General features: G+C 71.4%; 17 protein-coding genes. 8 read left to right on the top strand and 9 right to left on the bottom strand.

The annotated features are described in order from the left end of the window. Positions 1-19: 19 nt before the first annotated feature. From BH719_RS02940 to BH719_RS02920, 5 genes are all read right to left on the bottom strand, one after another. Positions 20-865 (bottom strand): DUF4132 domain-containing protein, encoded by an 846-nt coding sequence (locus BH719_RS02940; protein ID WP_009743251.1) that lies wholly within the window; start codon positions 863-865, stop codon positions 20-22. A gap of 105 nt (positions 866-970) precedes the next feature. Then, positions 971-1261: a hypothetical protein gene (locus BH719_RS02935; protein WP_009743250.1), complete on the bottom strand. Its 291-nt coding sequence runs from the start codon at positions 1259-1261 to the stop codon at positions 971-973. A gap of 26 nt (positions 1262-1287) precedes the next feature. After that, positions 1288-1617, bottom strand: a complete 330-nt coding sequence (locus BH719_RS02930; RefSeq protein ID WP_009743249.1) for a hypothetical protein — start codon at positions 1615-1617, stop codon at positions 1288-1290. A 131-nt stretch (positions 1618-1748) separates the two neighbouring features. Then, complete coding sequence (locus tag BH719_RS02925; RefSeq protein ID WP_009743248.1) at positions 1749-2279, bottom strand: hypothetical protein; 531 nt, start codon at positions 2277-2279, stop codon at positions 1749-1751. A gap of 107 nt (positions 2280-2386) precedes the next feature. Continuing rightward, a complete protein-coding gene (locus BH719_RS02920; protein WP_009743247.1) occupies positions 2387-4084 on the bottom strand; it encodes an L-lactate permease in 1698 nt (565 codons plus the stop codon). A 159-nt stretch (positions 4085-4243) separates the two neighbouring features. Between BH719_RS02920 and leuA the strand changes: the two genes are divergently transcribed. The 4 genes from leuA (at position 4244) to lplAB (ending at position 8435) form a co-directional block, all read left to right on the top strand. Then, complete coding sequence (gene leuA / locus BH719_RS02915; protein ID WP_009743246.1) at positions 4244-5998, top strand: 2-isopropylmalate synthase; 1755 nt, start codon at positions 4244-4246, stop codon at positions 5996-5998. 54 nt (positions 5999-6052) lie between these two features. Next, on the top strand, positions 6053-6610 hold the full coding sequence (locus tag BH719_RS02910) for a nucleotidyltransferase domain-containing protein (protein ID WP_009743245.1): 558 nt from the start codon (positions 6053-6055) through the stop codon (positions 6608-6610). 131 nt (positions 6611-6741) lie between these two features. Further along, a complete protein-coding gene (locus tag BH719_RS02905; RefSeq protein ID WP_009743244.1) occupies positions 6742-7242 on the top strand; it encodes a hypothetical protein in 501 nt (166 codons plus the stop codon). A 143-nt stretch (positions 7243-7385) separates the two neighbouring features. Beyond that, positions 7386-8435 (top strand): lipoate-protein ligase LplAB, encoded by a 1050-nt coding sequence (lplAB, locus tag BH719_RS02900; protein WP_009743243.1) that lies wholly within the window; start codon positions 7386-7388, stop codon positions 8433-8435. A gap of 215 nt (positions 8436-8650) precedes the next feature. On the opposite strand, the gene BH719_RS02895 is transcribed toward lplAB, so the two are convergent. Further along, entirely contained in the window at positions 8651-9271 is a 621-nt protein-coding gene (locus BH719_RS02895; RefSeq protein WP_034255532.1) for a MarC family protein, read from the bottom strand. A gap of 32 nt (positions 9272-9303) precedes the next feature. Next, complete coding sequence (locus BH719_RS02890) at positions 9304-10041, bottom strand: YggS family pyridoxal phosphate-dependent enzyme (RefSeq protein WP_009743241.1); 738 nt, start codon at positions 10039-10041, stop codon at positions 9304-9306. A 210-nt stretch (positions 10042-10251) separates the two neighbouring features. Between BH719_RS02890 and BH719_RS02885 the strand changes: the two genes are divergently transcribed. The 4 genes from BH719_RS02885 (at position 10252) to BH719_RS02870 (ending at position 12565) form a co-directional block, all read left to right on the top strand. Then, complete coding sequence (locus BH719_RS02885; protein WP_034255181.1) at positions 10252-10641, top strand: YccF domain-containing protein; 390 nt, start codon at positions 10252-10254, stop codon at positions 10639-10641. An 18-nt stretch (positions 10642-10659) separates the two neighbouring features. Next, on the top strand, positions 10660-11169 hold the full coding sequence (gene ybaK, locus BH719_RS02880; RefSeq protein WP_009743239.1) for a Cys-tRNA(Pro) deacylase: 510 nt from the start codon (positions 10660-10662) through the stop codon (positions 11167-11169). A 210-nt stretch (positions 11170-11379) separates the two neighbouring features. Further along, positions 11380-11814 carry a bleomycin resistance protein gene (locus BH719_RS02875; protein WP_009743238.1) on the top strand — a complete coding sequence of 145 codons (435 nt, stop codon included), beginning with the start codon at positions 11380-11382 and terminating at the stop codon, positions 11812-11814. Positions 11815-11857: 43 nt separating this feature from the next. Further along, positions 11858-12565, top strand: coding sequence for a Pr6Pr family membrane protein (locus BH719_RS02870; protein ID WP_009743237.1), 708 nt, complete (start codon positions 11858-11860; stop codon positions 12563-12565). A gap of 920 nt (positions 12566-13485) precedes the next feature. Here the strand turns inward: BH719_RS02870 and BH719_RS02865 are convergent. Beyond that, on the bottom strand, positions 13486-13875 hold the full coding sequence (locus BH719_RS02865; protein WP_009743236.1) for a PH domain-containing protein: 390 nt from the start codon (positions 13873-13875) through the stop codon (positions 13486-13488). Positions 13876-13897: 22 nt separating this feature from the next. Further along, positions 13898-16660 (bottom strand): DEAD/DEAH box helicase, encoded by a 2763-nt coding sequence (locus BH719_RS02860; protein ID WP_034255179.1) that lies wholly within the window; start codon positions 16658-16660, stop codon positions 13898-13900. Between the last annotated feature and the right edge of the window lie 27 nt (positions 16661-16687).

Genomic DNA, 16687 nt, shown 5'->3' with positions numbered 1-16687 from the left:
GCCGGCGCAGCCGCCGGGCTCAGGCGCCCTCCGTCTTGTCGGGCTTGCGGCCGGCGTATATGCGGGTGGCCATGCGCACGCCCTCGGAGTAGGCGACGGGGCCGACCTGCCCGATGGGGACGGGGTCGCCAGAGCGGATCCAGTGGAGGTCCCCGGTCTCCGTCTCGTAGTCGGGGGCGTCGGCCCCGATCCAGTAGCGCGCGGTGATGAGCGCCCCGTCCTCGTACACGGGGCACACGGCGTAGCCGCCCGAGACCTTGAAACCGGAGGAGGCGGCGCGCCCGGTGGCGAAACGCAGCTGGTCGAAGGCTCCCCCCGACCAGTCGGTGAGCTGCGTGCGCTCGGCGTTGGCGGGATCCGGCCGGTGGACCTCCCGGAACGGCTGGTCGAAGCGCTGGGACAGGGACAGTTCGGCCGCGAACTCGCGCAGGTCGTCGAGGTCGGGGATGATGGCGGGGTGGGGGATGAGGACGCGCTCGGCGTCGATCCGCACGGACTCCCCGTCCAGGTCGACCACGCCCAGGCCGTCGGCGTCGGCGGCCCGCAGGAACCCGGCGAGGCAGCCGTCGGGGGTGGACACGACCAGGTCGGTCAGCCATGAGCGCCACGCCTCGTCGGGCCACACTGCGGCGAGCAGCGCGCGGGGAACGGGCAGGGAGCGCAGGAACCAGCGCTGCACCGCGTCCCCCGCCTCGGCGTCGTGCTGGTGGAGGAAGACGAGGACCGCGTCCAAGTCCTCCCACTCGGGCGTCTTCTTCGCCGCGGCGGGCACGGATTTGAGGATCCTGCCCTTGGAGTTGCGGGCGACGACCGCGCCGTCCTGGATGCTGAGCTCGTGCCCGCTCCCGCATGGAATCCACTCCATCGTCGTCCCTTCCCTCGCTCTGGCACCCGCATGCCGTGGGTCACGGGAATTATACGGAGTCGGATACGCAGCAACAAGGACCCGGCCGGATCGGGGAGCGGCCGGCTACGGCGCGATGGAGACGAGGACGGGGAACGCGAGGCCCATGGCGGCCCCCAGGGCGGGCATCCATATGCCCCTGCGGCGCCCGCGGGCCATCGAGATCACCACCGCGACGCCGACGACGGCGGCGGCCCAGCTCACGGGCAGCGCCACCCAGGGGAGCACGACGGGGCCGACCCAGAGAACGGCCAGCACCGACAAGGCGAACGCGACCGCGCCCAGGGCAAGGGCGGCGACGGCGGGGCGGGAGGCGGATGCGGCGCCCTGGGCGGGCGCCCGGTCCGGGGAGGGCATGGGGGCTCCTTCGGTGCGGGGGGCGCCTAGTGGGCGCCGAGGAAGCGGATGGCGGAGACGATCAAAGGGAGCGCGGCGGAGAGGACGAGGCCTCCCGCGCCCGCCCACGCCCAGCGGCGTCCACGGCGCACGTCGGAGGAAAGGGCGGCGACGCCGAGGACGAAGGCCAGTGGGAGCGCGGCGAGGACGACGGTGAAGGCCAGGGGCGCGTCATCGAAGAGGGCCCAGCGGCCCAGTAGCGGCCCGAGGAGGTAGAAGCAGACGGGCACGAGCCCCGCCACCAGGGAGACCGGCCCCATGAGGGAGGCCCCGGGCCGCGGGGCGGGGATCGGGGCGGAGGCGTCGGAATCCGGCATTGGACTGTCCTCTCTGCTCGTGGGCGGCGCCCCGCAGCACGAGGGGAGCCCCGCAGCGCCGTCACCGCACAGGCTACACCGCCGTCGCTTTCCCGACAAGGGTGCGTAGGCGCCCGCGCGCCTTAGCGGCGTCAGCCGAAGACGCCCTCGCCGGTCACCACGACGAGGTTGCAGTCAGCCGAGGCGGCGAGCCCCGTGACGCTGAAGGAGCCGAAGTCGGAATTGAAATCGGTCTTCGCCGTGTCGAGCACCGAATTGGCGTGGTCGGCGGCGATGGTCGCGAACTGGCAGTTCTTCGGCACGTACTGGTAGAGCTCCGGGTGGATTCCGGGCAGTTTGTCCGCGTTCCCGGTGGCGCCCGGTTGGAGCACCGCGATCGTCTCGGCGGGGACCGTGGCGACCCCGGTGAACCAGTACTGCTGGTCCGGTGAGGGCAGGCCCCTGCCGGAGGATGTCGTCGCCGCCGCGTAGTGCCCCTCGGTCGCGCCCAGGTTCGGCATCCGCTCGTTGAACGAGTCGGTCCGCGCGGCGATGGTCGGCTCGGCGTCGGTCTTCGAGGTGAAAGGGGCGAAACGCGGGTCGCCCTGGGCGCAGCCGGAGGCGAGGGCCGCCACGGACGCCGAGGAGGCCAGGGCTGTGAGGAACCGAATGGGGAGTCGCATGGGCTGTGCGCCAGCGCGCTGGCGCGTTCCCCTCCTTCGTGGGACGCCCCGCGGGCCCGCTGCGCGGGCGTCTGCGGGGAACGGACAGGGTCAGGTCGCGCGGGGGATCAGGAGGGCATGTACGCCCCCAGCCATCCCTGTGAGGCGATGAACACCAGGGTGCACAGGACCAGGAGCAGGCCGATCGAGTAGGGCGCGGCCTTCTTGAGGATCTCCGCGTCCGATCCCTCCGAGTTCACCGAGGTCGCCGCGATCGCGAGGTTCTGGGGCGAGACGATCTTGCCGATGCCGCCGCCGATCGTGTTGGCGGCCAGGAGGATGTGCGGGTCCAGGCCAGCGCCCGCGGCGGCAGTGGACTGGAGGTTCGCGAAGAGCGCGCCCGCGGAGGTCGCCGAACCCGCGACCGCCGTGCCGATCCACCCCAGGATGGGGGAGAGGAACGCGAACGCCGCGCCCGTCGTGGCCAGTGCGGCGCCGATGGAGGTGGTCTGCCCGGAGAAGTTCATGACGAAGGCGAGGGCCATGACGGAGGCGATCGTCAGGATCGCCATGCGCAGCGAGTAGATGGTGCGCGGCAGGACCGCGAACATCTCGGGGACGGAGGTGGCGAAACGGCCTCCGGAGGAGTTCTTGCCGTACACGATGGCGACGATGATGCCGGTGACGAAAATCCACGTGCCGGGGTTGGACAGAATCGACAGCGAGTACACGGCAGCCGTCGACGGGGACCCGTCAGCGGCAAGGAGGTGGCCGTAGACACCGGGCCACGGGATCTTCACGTCAGTGGAGGAGAAGAATTCGGCGACGGGCTTGGCCAGCTTCGTGATCGCAATAATAACGACGACCAGCACGTAGGGCATGAGCGCCAGGCCGATGCGGGACCCGGTGGGCTTGTCCGACTCGTCGGCCGAGGTCGCGCACTCCTCGGGCGTCGTGGGGCCCCACAGCAGCAGGAACACGTAGCAGGCCGCGAAGCCCAGCAGGGAGGCGACGACCGCGGTCAGCTCGTAGGAGACGGAAGGGGTGAGGAAGTGGCCCGCTCCGGCTGCGGCGCCCGCGACGAGGCCGAGGGGCCACAGCTGGCGCACGCCCCTGCCCCCGTCCAGGATGAAGAGCAGGAGGAAGGGGATGAAGAGGCAGAAGACCCAGGTCAGGTGCCCCATGTCGGTGGCGACGACGGTCGGATCGCCGCCGCCGAGGCGGCCGGCCGTGGTCGTGGGGATCGCCATGGCGCCGAAGCCGACGTTGATGGCGTTGCCGACGACGGTGACGACGGCGGCCTTGATCTTGGGCACGCCCAGGGTGACCAGCATGGCGCAGGTGATGGCGACGGGGGCGCCGAAGCCGGCCAGGCCCTCCAGCAGGCCGCAGAAGCAGAATGCGACGATGAGGGCCTGCGCGCGCTGGTCGCCGCGCCCGATCGTGTTGAACACGGCCTTCAGGTCGGCGCTGCGGCCCGATTTCTCAGTGAGGTTGTACAGCCACACGGCCGCGATGATGATGTAGATGATCGGCATGAAGCCCATCGCGGCGCCCTGGGTGCCCGCCAGGAGCGCCATGCCGACCGGCATGCGGAAGGCGAGGACCGCGATCGCGACCGAGGTGGCCAGCGAGATGAGGGCGCACCAGTGGGTGGCCACTTTGAAGACCCCCATGAGCACGAAGAACAGGATCAATGGGGCCACGCCCACCAGCGCCGTTGCGAAGACGTTCCCCGCGACCGCGGTCGTCGAGGGGGTGAAAGCCTGGAAGAGTGCCGGCGCGCTCAAGGGGGACCTCCATTGGTGGGGGGCGTGCGTGCCCATATTGTCGCACGAGGCGGTCCCCCGCCGCCGGAGAACGGCCGCCGCCTCCGCCCGGCGGCCTCCGCCGTCGGTCCGCGATGCGCACCCCGGCGGCCGGCGGTCCGTCCACGATGCGCACCCCGCCGGCCCCCGCCTCGCCGGTGCCCCTACGATTGCACCATGAAGACCACGGCATCCGTACCCACGCCCACCGGCTCCGCCATGCCCGCCGCGAAGTACCGGGCCTTCCTCGACGTCAACCCCGTCGCCCTGCCCGACCGGACGTGGCCCGACAAGCGCATCACCCGGGCGCCGCGGTGGATGAGCACCGACCTGCGCGACGGGAACCAGGCCCTCATCGAGCCCATGGACCCCGCGCGCAAGCGCCGGATGTTCGACCTGCTCGTGGGGCTGGGCTACAAGGAGATCGAGATCGGCTTCCCCGCTGCCTCGCAGACTGACTTCGACTTCGTGCGCTCCCTCGTCGACGACGACGCTGTCCCGGGCGATGTCACCGTCTCCGTGCTCACCCAGTCGCGGTCCGAGCTCATCGAGCGCACCGTGGAGGCCATCGTGGGGTTCCCGCGCGCCACCGTGCACCTGTACAACGCGACCGCCCCCGTTTTCCGCGAGGTCGTCTTCCGGGCTGACCGCGCCGCCACTGTCGACCTGGCCGTCACCGGCACGCGCGAGGTCATCGCGCAGGCCGAGAAGCGCCTCGGCGACGACACGGTATTCGGCTTCGAGTACTCCCCCGAGATCTTCGTCGACACCGAGCGCGACTTCGCCCTGGAGATCTGCGAGGCGGTCATGGACGTGTGGCAGCCGGGCGCGGACCGCGAGATCATCCTCAACCTGCCCTCCACCGTCGAGCGCGCCACCCCCAACGTGTTCGCGGACCAGATCGAGTACATGAGCCGCAACCTGTCGCGGCGCGAGCACATCGCCCTGTCGGCCCACCCCCACAACGACCGGGGCACCGGCATCGCCTCCGCCGAGCTAGCGGTGATGGCCGGGGCCGACCGCATCGAGGGCTGCCTGCTGGGCCAGGGCGAGCGCACCGGCAACGTCGACCTGGTCACCCTGGGGCTCAACCTGTTCAGCCAGGGCATCGACCCGGGCGTCGACCTGTCCGACGTGGACGCCATCCGCCGCACCGTTGAGTACTGCACGCAGATGGACACCCCGCCGCGCACCCCCTACGTGGGCGACCTCGTCTACACGTCCTTCTCCGGCTCCCACCAGGACGCCATCAAGAAGGGCTTCGCGGCCCGCGCCGTGAAAGTCGCCGCTGCCGGCGGGGACGAGAACGCCGTCCCCTGGGAGCTGCCCTACCTGCCCATCGACCCGCACGACGTGGGGCGCTCCTACGAGGCGGTCGTCCGCGTCAACTCCCAGTCCGGCAAGGGCGGCGTCGCCTACCTCATGTCCACCGCCCACGCCCTCGAGCTGCCCAGGCGCCTCCAGGTGGAGTTCTCCCGCATCGTCCAGCGCCACACGGACACCTACGGCGGCGAGGTCGACGCGGACACCCTGTGGGCGGTCTTCGCCGACGAGTACCTGCCCACCTCGGCGGCCCCCGGCCTGCAGCCGTGGGGGCGCTTCGAGTTGCGCTCCAGCCAGGTCGGCACCATCGACGACGAGCACGTCGAGCTCACCACGGTCCTCATCGACTCCGGCGCGCCCGTCACCGTCAACGCCAAGGGGACGGGCCCCATCGACGCCTTCGTCTCCGCCCTCCACGAGTTCGACCTGGACGTGCGCATCCTCGACTACTCCGAGCACGCCATGAGCCAGGGCCGCGACGCGAAGGCCGCCGCCTACGTGGAGGCCGCCATAGACGGCCAGATCGTGTGGGGGGTCGGCATCGACTCGTCCATCTCCCGCGCCTCGTACAAGGCCGTCATCTCCGCCGTCAACAGGGCGCTGCGCTGACGGGCGGAGCCACGGCGGCGCATTGGCGGCCGTGCCTATGCGGGAGGAGGATCCATGATGCGGGCCAACGGGAACGACGGTGCCGACGGGGGTATGCACGCCGATGAGGTGATCGCCGTCGTCGACTGGTTGGAGCAGCACGGGGCGGTCCATGTCATCACAGGAGGCTGGGCGGTCGACGCGCTGGTCGGACGCGCCACCCGCCGCCACCGGGACCTCGATGTCATCGTCGAGGCGGGCGCGTGCGACCAACTGTCCCAGTGGCTGCGCGGACGGGGCTACCAGGTGGTCGTGGACTGGCTGCCGATCCGTGTGGAGCTCAGGAAAGGGGACCTCGGCGTCGATCTGCATCCGATGGACGTCGACGAAAGGGGCGATGGCCTGCAGGCGGGTTTCGGCTCACAGGTCTTCGCCCACCGCGCCGCCGACCGCACGCTCGGCAGTATCAGCGGGCGTTCGGTCGTGGTCGCCACCGCCTCCCGGCTGATGGAACTCCACGAGGGCTACGATCCGCGCCCCGAGGACCTCCACGACATGGCCCTGCTGCGCCGCCTCCTGGAGGAGGGGCGCGCCGGATCATCGGCAGGGCCGGTCGGCCACCCGCCCGTCTGACGCGGCCCTGTTGCGCTGTGTCCGCTCCCGCGCGGCCCGCACTGCAGGCCCGGGCCGCTGCGGCCCCTTGGCGCAGTCGGCGGCGGCCGATACGCTGGGACGACTGGACCGGGCACTGCGCAGGAGGAGAGATGAGGCGTTTCGTCTGCAGTGAGTTGATCGCGGGGATCGGGGAGGTCGAGAGGTTCGACGCCTTCCAGGAGCCCGGAGCATTCGCCGACTGGGTCCGCGCGACCCTCGAGTCGCCCCGCCGTTTCGACGGCTCGCGCCGGTACGCGCTGATCCTGTGGGCGCTGCCGCCGGGGGCCGGGGACCCCGAGGATGTGCCCTTGGACCACTACTCGCGCAGGAACTACATCCAGTGCGGCGGCTCAGCGGAAGCGATGACCGTCGAGATCCGCGTCACCGGGGCGGACGGCGCTTACGAGCATTACAGGGTCGCGCGCGAACCCGTGCGGGACCCCGGCGCCTGGGTGGAGGTCGAATGGGAATTCGGCGGCGGGGAGCCCTTCACCGCCGAATTGCACCCCGAGGAGGTCTTCACCGGATGTCAGGCCTCGCCCGTGTTCCACGACTACATCGTCAACGGCGGCCTCCCGCCTGCGGAGCTGCTGCGCCGCCTCGACATCTGAGCCCCCTGCCCCCGGACCAGCGGCCCAGTCCCGGTGCTCCTGCTGGCGCCACGGGCCCGCGCCACGAGGCCGGGGCGCGCCCCCACTGCTGGCACCAGTCGCCGTCCGGCGGGCCCCGCCGGGCTTGTGAGAGAATCGGCCCCATGCATGGCGAATACAAAGTCCCCGGCGGGAAACTCGTTGTCGTCGACCTCGAGGTCGACCAGGACCGGCTCATCGACGTGAATGTCTCCGGGGACTTCTTCCTCGACCCCGACGACGCGCTCACCCGCATCACGGGCGCTTTGGAGGGGGCGCCCGCCTCGTCGAGCGCGAAGGAGCTGTCCGCCCTGGTCGCCGCCGCCCTCCACGGCGGGGACACCCTCATGGGCGTGAACCCGGAGGCCGTGGGGATCGCGGTGCGGCGGGCCCTCGGCGCGGCCCTGTCGTGGGACGACATCGACTTCGAGGTGATCCACGGCCCCGTCGTCGATCCCATGGTGAACGTCGCCTTGGACGAGACCCTGGTCGAGGACGTGGCCGCCGGGCGCCGTAGGCCCTTCATGCGCCTGTGGGAGTGGAACGGGCCGCAGGTGGTGATCGGCTCCTTCCAGTCCTACCAGAACGAGGTCCAGCCCGATGGGGTGGAGCGCTACGGCATCACGGTGTCGCGGCGCGTCACGGGGGGCGGCGCCATGTTCATGGAGCCCGGCAACTGCATCACCTACTCGCTGGTGATCCCCACGGCGCTGGTGGACGGGATGAGTTTCGAGCAGGCCTACCCGTACTTGGACCAGTGGGTGATGGAGGTCCTGGAGAAGCTGGGCATCAAGGCGAAGTACGTGCCCCTCAACGACATCGCCTCCGAGGCGGGCAAGATCGGCGGCGCCGCGCAGAAGCGCTGGGCGAACGGCTACATGGTGCACCATGTGACCATGGCCTACGACATCGACGCCGTGAAGATGAACGAGGTCCTGCGCATCGGCATGGAGAAGATCCGGGACAAGGGGACGCGCAGTGCCGTCAAGCGCGTGGACCCCATGCGCTCCCAGACGGGTCTGCCCCGCGAGGAGATCATGCGGGTGTTCTTCGACCACTTCAAGGACAAGTACCACGCCACCGAGGGCGCGATCACCGAGGAGGACCTGGAGGTCGCCCGTGCCCGGTGCGAGACGAAGTTCGCCCGCCCCGAGTGGGTGCACCGCATCCCCTGAGCGCTCCTTGAGAGCCGGCGCCCCGTCGGCCGCGCGCGGCGGGGCAGTGGTCTGCCCGTGTGCGCACACAAGGGCTCCGAATTAGGAAACACTGCTCGCACTGGGCGGCTTGATTCGGCCCTTGTGTGCGGCGGCGTGTTGCGTAATTCCGGCCGTTGTGTGCGCGATTGGGCTCAGCGGACCCCGAAGACCGCCGTCCCCGGGGCGCCCTTGGCTCAGAACAGCTGGAGCGAACGGATGCCGTGGATGATGAGCTCCACGCCGATCACCAGGATCAGGAAGCCCATGATCCGCACGATAGCGCCGACCCCGGTGGCGCCGAGCTTGTCGATCCACGGTGTCGCGTAGCGCAGCAGCGCCGCGATGACCGCCGACGCGACCAGGACGCCCAGGACGATGCCGACATGGAAGGCGGGGGAGGGGTCGCGGGCGGCCAGGGCGATGACGACGCCGATCGAGCCGGGGCCGGCGATCAGCGGCAGCGCCATGGGGGAGAAGGAGACGTCCTCCTTGGCGGCGGCGTGCTGCTCCTCATCGGTGGTGGTCCGGCGCTTGTTCTCCAGCATGGAGAAGCCCGAGTGGGCGACGACGATGCCCCCGGCGATCTGCAGGGCCGGCAGGTCGAAGCCGAAGAAGCGCATGATAACCGAGCCGCTGACCGCGAAAGCCGTCAGAATGCCGAACACGTAGCCGCCGGTCTTCCACGCCTGGGAACGGACCGAGCCGGGGTCGCCACCGGCGGTCAGGCCCGCGAAGGCGGCGAGCGCGCCGATGGGGTTGGTGATCGGGGCGAGCGCCAGGAGCGCCGCGGTGAAACCTGCGAGCACGGTGGTCATGGAGCCCATCCTAGTGCGCCTCCCATCCGGTCCTAGTGCGCGTTCCATCCGGCTCCGGCGGGTGCGGGGAGGCGGACGAGGCGGGCGCCGAAGACCGCCGTTCCCAGGCGCACGATGGTCGCCCCCTCGGCGATGGCCCACGCCATGTCGCGGCTCATGCCCATCGACAACTCCAACGACGCGGCGCCGATGCCCGTCCGGGCGGCGGCGGCGTCGCGGATGGAGCGCAGACGGGCGTAGGCGCGGCGCACGGGCGCCTCGTCGGTGGAGTTGAGGCCGACGGTCATGAACCCGGCGAGCCGCAGGTTCGCGCACTCGGACACTGCGTCGACGACGGGCGCCACCGCGTCCGGCGCGCACCCGCTCTTGGTGGCCTCGCCCGAGACGTTCACCTGGACGAACACGGGGAGCGGGCGGGTGGCGCGGGCGTCGATCCTACGGGCGAGCTCCGCGCTGGACACGGTTTCCACGGCGTCCACGCAGGCCAGGGCCTGGTTGATCTTGTTGGATTGCAGGGGGCCGATCAAGTGGATGCGGGCACCGTCCACGCGGCGTACCGCCTCAGCGGTGGCGCGGGCCTCCTGGACGCGGTTGTGGCCGACCAGCACGGGCCCGCCGAGGCGCGCGAGGCAGGCGGCGGCCTCGTAGCACTCACCGGGGGTGCGGGTCTTGGCCGCGAGCTCCAGGGCAACGCGGTCGGTGCGGCCCGCCGCGCGCGCCGCCTCGTCGATGGCGCGCCTGGCTGCTGAGATCGCCTCGTAGATCGTCATGGCCCGATCCTACGCGCCCGCCCGGCCGCCGCAGTGGGAATGGCGCCGGGAGGGGCGGTGGGCAGGGCGGCGCTCCCCGCGCCCGCGCCCGCACAGGTAGTTGGTAATCATGGGTGTTCCAGGGAGGATCCCGATGCCCGTGCGATGGCTCCGGGGGCGGGCGCCTGGCATACTGACCTGTTCGGCCCCCGCATTGAAAGGCTTACGGCGATGCGCATCATCCTCAACGTGATCTGGCTGGTCTTCGGCGGTATCGAGCTCTTCGTCCTGTACGTCCTGGCCGGCCTGGTCTCGATGCTCTTCATCATCACCATCCCCGCCTCGGTCGCCTGCTTCAGGATCGCCGCCTACGTGCTCTGGCCCTTCGGCAGGCGCGTCGTCCCGTTGCCCGGAGCGGGGGCCGGATCTGCCCTCATGAACCTCGTGTGGTTCGTCGTGGCCGGGCTGTGGCTGTCGATCGGGCACGTGTTCACGGCCCTCCTGCAGGCCATCACCATCATCGGCCTCCCCCTGGCCATCGCGAACCTGAAGATGATCCCCGTGACCTGCTTCCCCTTCGGGACGGCGATCGTCGACGACCGCTTCGCCTCGGTCCTATGACGCCGTAGACTGGGCGCCATGGCTCGCAAACACGGCAAAGGGCAGGGCGGCGGGCCCACCCGCGCCATCGAAGAACTGACGGCGGCCGGCGCGCCCTTCACCGTCCACGAGTACGAGCACGACCCCGCCGCCCGGGCGTTCGGCGAGGAGACCGTGGAGAAGCTGGGGATCGACCCCGCGCAGGCTTTCAAGACCCTCATGGTCCGCCTGGAGCCGACGGGCGAGTTCGCCGTCGGGTGCGTGCCCGCCCTGGCGCGCCTGTCCATGAAGCTCATCGCCAGGGCAGCGGGCGCCAAGCACGCCGAGATGGCCGACCCGGCCGTCGCACAGCGGCGGACCGGCTATGTGGTCGGCGGGATCAGCCCCCTGGGGCAGACGACGCGGCACAGGACCTTCATCGACGAGTCGTGCCTGGACCACGAGGCCGTGGTCGTTTCGGGCGGCAGGCGCGGGCTGTCCGTGGAGCTCAGCCCTCTCGACCTGGCGGAGCTGGCGGGCGCCGAGGTCGTCCCCCTGTGCGCCCAGTAGGACCCGCGCGCCGTGGGCGCGCAGCGGTGCAGGCGCGCTCGGGCACGGGCCGATGCGCGGGCGTTGGCGAACTGATGGCAGGCATCGGCGATGACTGAGAGGACGGCCCACTGCGCGCGCTCGTTGCGGTTCGGACTGGATCGCACTCGGACATCCTCGGCTGATGGGCGGCGACCCGGGCATTCGGCGCGCTCCCGCTACAGTGTGCCCATGACCAGTGGACCAGCCCTCGTGCCCGAGCTCGCCGTCACCGACTACCCGGCCTCCAAACGGTTCTGGTGCGGCCTCGTCGGGTTCTCCGTCGAGTACGAGCGCCCCGAGGAGGGGTTCGGGTACCTCGTCCTGGGCGGCGCCCACGTGATGCTCGACCAGATCGACGCCGGACGGACATGGGCCACCGCCGACCTCGACCCTCCCCTGGGCAGGGGGATCAACCTCGAGGTGCAGGTCGCCGACCTGGACGCAGCGCGGCGCCGCATCCGCGACGCGCAGTGGCCCGTCTTCGTCGAGACCGAGGAGAAGTGGTACAGGGCGGGCGGCATCGAGATCGGCGTCCGCCAATTCCTGGTCCAGGACCCCGACGGGTACCTGCTGCGCCTCCAGCAGGAGATCGGCGAGCGGCCCGCGCCCGCCGCTCGGGCGTGAGCGCCCCGGCCGGGGAGCGGGCGCAAGCGCTACAGTGGGGCGCATGACCAGCACTAGCACCCCATCCCTTTCCCGGCGCGGTCGAGCCGCCTACGCGGTGGTCGCGGTCCTCGCGTGGGCGGGGGTGGCCGCCACCGTCTCCATCACCACCGCCGGGGGGTACCCGCCGCCCGCGTTCTACGAGCCGGGCCTCTTCGCCGGGGCTCCCGAAGGGTGGGCGGGGGCGCCCCAGCGGCTCGTCGAATGCCTGTCCTACTTCACCGAGCTGTCGAACATCGTCGTCGCCGTCATCGCCACCCGCCTGGCCAGGGGCAGCGGACCGGTGGGGCGGTGGACGCGCGCCATCCACCTGTGCGCCACCATGATGATCACGGTGACCGCCATCGTCTACGCGGTGCTGATCGCCCCTTCGGAGACCCTGAGGGGGATCGCGGTCATCACGAACCCCCTGCAGCACGTCGTCGTCCCCGCGGCTATGGTCGCCGCTGCCTTCGTCTTCGGCCCGCGCGGCGGCATCACGTGGGGCACGGTCGTCCGTGCGCTCGCCATCCCCGTCGCCTGGGTCGCCTACACGATGGCCCGGGGCGCGCTCGTCCACCAGTACCCGTACGCGTTCCTCAACGTCACGCGGATCGGCTACGGGCAGGCCCTCGCCGTCATCGGCGCCATCCTGGCCGGGGCGATGGCGTTCCTGGGGCTCTTCGCGGCCGTCGACTGGGGGCTCCGCAGGGCCGCCCGGGCGCGCGCCTAGCACAGCGTCCCCCCCGGGGACTGACCGGGGGGCCCGGCCCAGGCGCGCCTAGCCGATGCGGGATGTGAGGCCGTTGTCGTGGGGCGGCCCCTGTGGCCGGCCGGTGCCAGGCCCGTGGGCGCTGTTCTGGTCCGCAGTCTCCCCAGGCGCCGCGGCCGCGCCGTGCTGGCCGCCTGGCACGGACGCTGTTCTGGCTCGCGGTTTCCCTGGGCGCCGCTGGAATCTAGCAGCCCCTTTCTCGGCGGGTCCGCCGTTTGCGGGTGGGTATGCCCCTGCTCCTGTCCGTTTTCTGCGCCCATCCCCCGGTGTCGCACACAAGGGAGGGAATTAGGCAACACGGCACCGCACACAAGGGCGGAACCAGGCCCTTGTGTGCGGTGCGTGTTTCGTAAATCGGGGTCCTTGTGTGCGTCCCCCGGGGACTGATCGGGGACCCTGCCCAGGCGCGCCTAGCCGATGTGGGGTGTCGGGTCCCTCGTGTGCGCGCCCCGGGCGTTCTCCTGGCAGGTACACGGGCACGAGGCGGGCGTGGGCGCGCGTTGTCGACATTGTGAGGGGGTTGTCGACACGGACGCGCGTTGTCGACATTGTGAGGGGGTTGTCGACACCGCGAGGGGGATATAACGCGCGCTCATGTCAACAACGCGCGTCGGTGACAATAACGCGCGTCGGTGCGGACAACGCGCGTCGGCGGCGGCGCTGGTGCCCATCGTCAGTGCCTGTAACCGCCGTGTCAGTGCCGAGGGCGACGGCCGCGCGGGGCTGTCGGCAACGTGCGCTGGCCCCAGTACGCCGCGCGGGTCTGCCAGCAACGCGCGCTGACGAGGCAGCGCGCGTCAGTGCGCCCGTAGCTCACTCGCCGGGCCCTCTTCCCGTGCGTCGGCCCCAGCATGCCCCGCCAGTCGGGCCCCGGGCCCGCGTCAGTGGGAGTTCAGGACGCAGTTCGCGATGAGGTAGTCGATGCGGCGGACGTCGATATTGCGCCCGAGGTTGACCCTGACCAGGCCCGCCCGGGTCCAGAGCTTCACTTCCGCGGTCATGTCGATCGTTCCGGCGTTCTCCGACGACCACATGATGATGTCCCTGTAGGGCAGGGAGTAGATCTCCACTTTCTTCCCAGTGATCCCCTGCGCGTCCCGGACGAAGAGGCGGTGCGACGTGAAGACCGCGGAATCGCGGGTGGTCGCGAACGCCGCGTAGGGCGTCTCGCCGGGGACGAGGATCCCCCCGACGTCCTCGGGGATCGGTATCTCGTTGAAGAACGCCCACCGGGCGATGGCTGCGGCGTCGGCGCCTGTTTGTTCCTGCATGGGCCCATGGTAGTGAGCCCATTCAGCGTGCGGCAACCGTCACGATCACGAGGTCCACGGCGCCCGCGCGGTCCGAGGCGGCCACGTCCACCAGGGCGGCGATCCGCCAGTCGTGGTCGCCGTCGGGGTCGGCGAGGGTCTGCTCGGCCAGCCAGTAGGAGCCCGGGAGCGCCTCGTCGACCAGGTCCGCCAGCGCCTCGGCGCGCCCGGCCAGGCGCCGGTCCGCGTCCGAGGAGGCGGAGGGGGGAAGCACCGCCAGCACGTCCTCGCGGGCGGGCGCCTCGTTCAACGCGCACATCGAGGCCGAGCGCGCCGCGGCGTCGATGCCGATCCAGTCGTGCTCCGCCCAGTAGCGCTCCAGGGCGCGGTCCCAGTCGTCCGCGCTCCACGGGCCCGCCCCGGCCAGAGCCCCCGGTGCCCCGGCGCCGTCCAAGCGCGCCAGGCCGTCGACGTCGTCGCGGCTCATCAGCTCCACGCGCGCGAACATGGCGGCGCGCACGGCGGTGCGGAACGCGTGCCGGTTCGCGCTGAACGCCACGGTGCCGTCCTCGTCGGCGCCGAACGCCAGTTCCGCGCCCGCCGAGGCGTCCGCGTCGCCCGCCTGGTCCCACGAGCGCCCCTGCGACAGGGCCTCCCACTCGTCCAGCAACGACGAGTCCACCGCCCGGATCAGCGCCGCCAACCACTCGACGATGGAGCGGACCTCGTCGGTCTGCATGGACTCGGGGACGATCTGGCGCAGCGCCCTGTACGCGTCGGTGAGGTAGCGCAGCACCACGCCCTCCGAGCGCCCCACGTCGTAGCGGGACACGAGCTCCGTGAAGGTCATGGCGTTCTCCACCATCTCCCGCACCACCGACTTCGGCGAGATCTCCAGGGCGCCCACCCACGGGTTCGCCGCCACGTAGGTGTGGAACGCGGCCTCGAGCAACTCGGCGAGAGGGCGCGGCCACGTCACCTCCTCCAGGGCCTCCATGCGCTCCTCGTACTCCATGCCCTGCGCCTTCATGGCGGCCACGGCCTCCCCCCGCGCCGCCTTCTCCTGCGCGAAGAGCAGGGGCCGGGGGTCCTCGAGCACGGCCTCCACGACGGACACCACGTCCAGGGCGAACTCCGGCGAGGACGGGTCCAGCAGCTCCAGGGCGGCCAGGGCGAAGGGCGACAGGGGCTGGTTGAGGGCGAAGTCGTCGGGCAGGTCCGTGGCGGCGCGCAGCCGGGGGCGCCCCTGGGCGGCGGCGCGCGCCGAGGACTCGTGCGAGACCACCCCCGCGCGCCGCATCGACGAGTAGATGTCGCCCAAGCGCCGCAGGTGCGGGTTCGAGGCAGTGGGCGGGTCGTCGTTGGAGCGCGCCAGCCACACGAGGTGCTCGCCCGGATCCCGCCCGGCGCCCTGGGCGCCCGCCAGGACGTTGAGCACCATCGCGTGCGTCATCTCGAAACGGCTCCTCAACTGCTCGGGGGCCGCCCCGACGAGGCGGTCGAAGGTCGAGCGCGTCCACGAGACCGAGCCGTCGGCGGGGCCCTTGCGCTTCTTCGCTGCCTTCTTCGCGGCGCGTTTGGCCTCGCGGGCGTCGCGGGCCGCCTCCTGCGCCGCGCTGAGGCGCGCCCTCTCGCGGGCGGCGTCCACCTCGTGCTCGGGGGCCAGGACCCGCACGAAACCGACCGTGTCGAAGCCCGCGCGCCCCGCCCGGCCCGCGATCTGGTGGAACTCGCGGGCGCTCAGGTGGCGCATCCGCGCGCCGTCGAACTTGATGAGGGAGGTCATCAGGACCGTGCGGATCGGCACGTTGATGCCGACCCCCAGCGTGTCCGTGCCGCACACGATGGGCAGCAGGCCCCGCTGGGTGAGGCGCTCGACGAGGCGCCGGTAGCGCGGCAGCATCCCCGCGTGGTGGACTCCGACGCCCTGGACCAGCAGGGAGCGCAGGGTCTGGCCGAAGCCCCGCCCGAAGTGGACGCCCGCCAGGGCGGCCCCGATCTGGGCCTTGCGGTCCTTGGGGACCAGGGAGTTGCGGTCGAAGGACTTGGCGGTGGCCACCGCGTCGCGCTGGGAGAAGTGCACGATGTACACGGGCCAGCGGCCCTCGCCGAGCAGGCGCTCGACCGTGTCCGGCAGGCGGTCCACCACGTACTCGAACTCCAGGGGCACGGGCCGCTCGGCGTCGTCGACCAGCGCCACGGGACGGCCCGTGCGCTCCCGCCACGCCTCCTCGAAGCGCGAGGTGTCCCCCAGGGTGGCGCTCATCGCGACGAACTGCGCGCCCGTGAGCTCCAGCAGCGGCACCTGCCACGCCCAGCCGCGCTGGCGGTCCCCGTAGAAGTGGAACTCGTCCATGACGACCATGTCGCAGTCGAGGCCGGGGCCCTCGCGCAGGGACTGGTTCGCCAGGATCTCCGCGGTGCAGCAGATGATCGGGGCGGTGGCGTTGAGGGAGACGTCCCCGGTGACCATGCCGACGTTGTCGGCGCCGAAGAGGGCGACCAGGTCGAAGAACTTCTCCGACACGAGTGCCTTGAGGGGAGCCGTGTAGTAGGAGCGGCCCCCGTGGGCCATGGACACGAAGTGCGCGGCGAGCGCGATCATCGACTTGCCCGAGCCCGTGGGGGTGGCGGCGATGACGTGGTTGCCGGCGAGGATCTCGATGAGCGCCTCGTCCTGGTGGGGGTAGAGGGGACGTCCGGTGCCCTCCGCCCATCCGGCGAAGGCCGCGTAGAGGGCGTCGTCGTCGGTGAGGCTCCCGGAGTCTTCCAGGTCGTCGAGGAGGGCGTTGAGCATCGCGGTCATCCCCCCATTGTCCCAGACCCGCGCGCC

The organism is Pauljensenia hongkongensis (assembly GCF_001746855.1).
GTDB lineage: Bacteria > Actinomycetota > Actinomycetes > Actinomycetales > Actinomycetaceae > Pauljensenia > Pauljensenia hongkongensis.
Note: the sequence above shows the minus strand (reverse complement) of the source record. Positions and strands in the feature narration are given on the sequence as shown.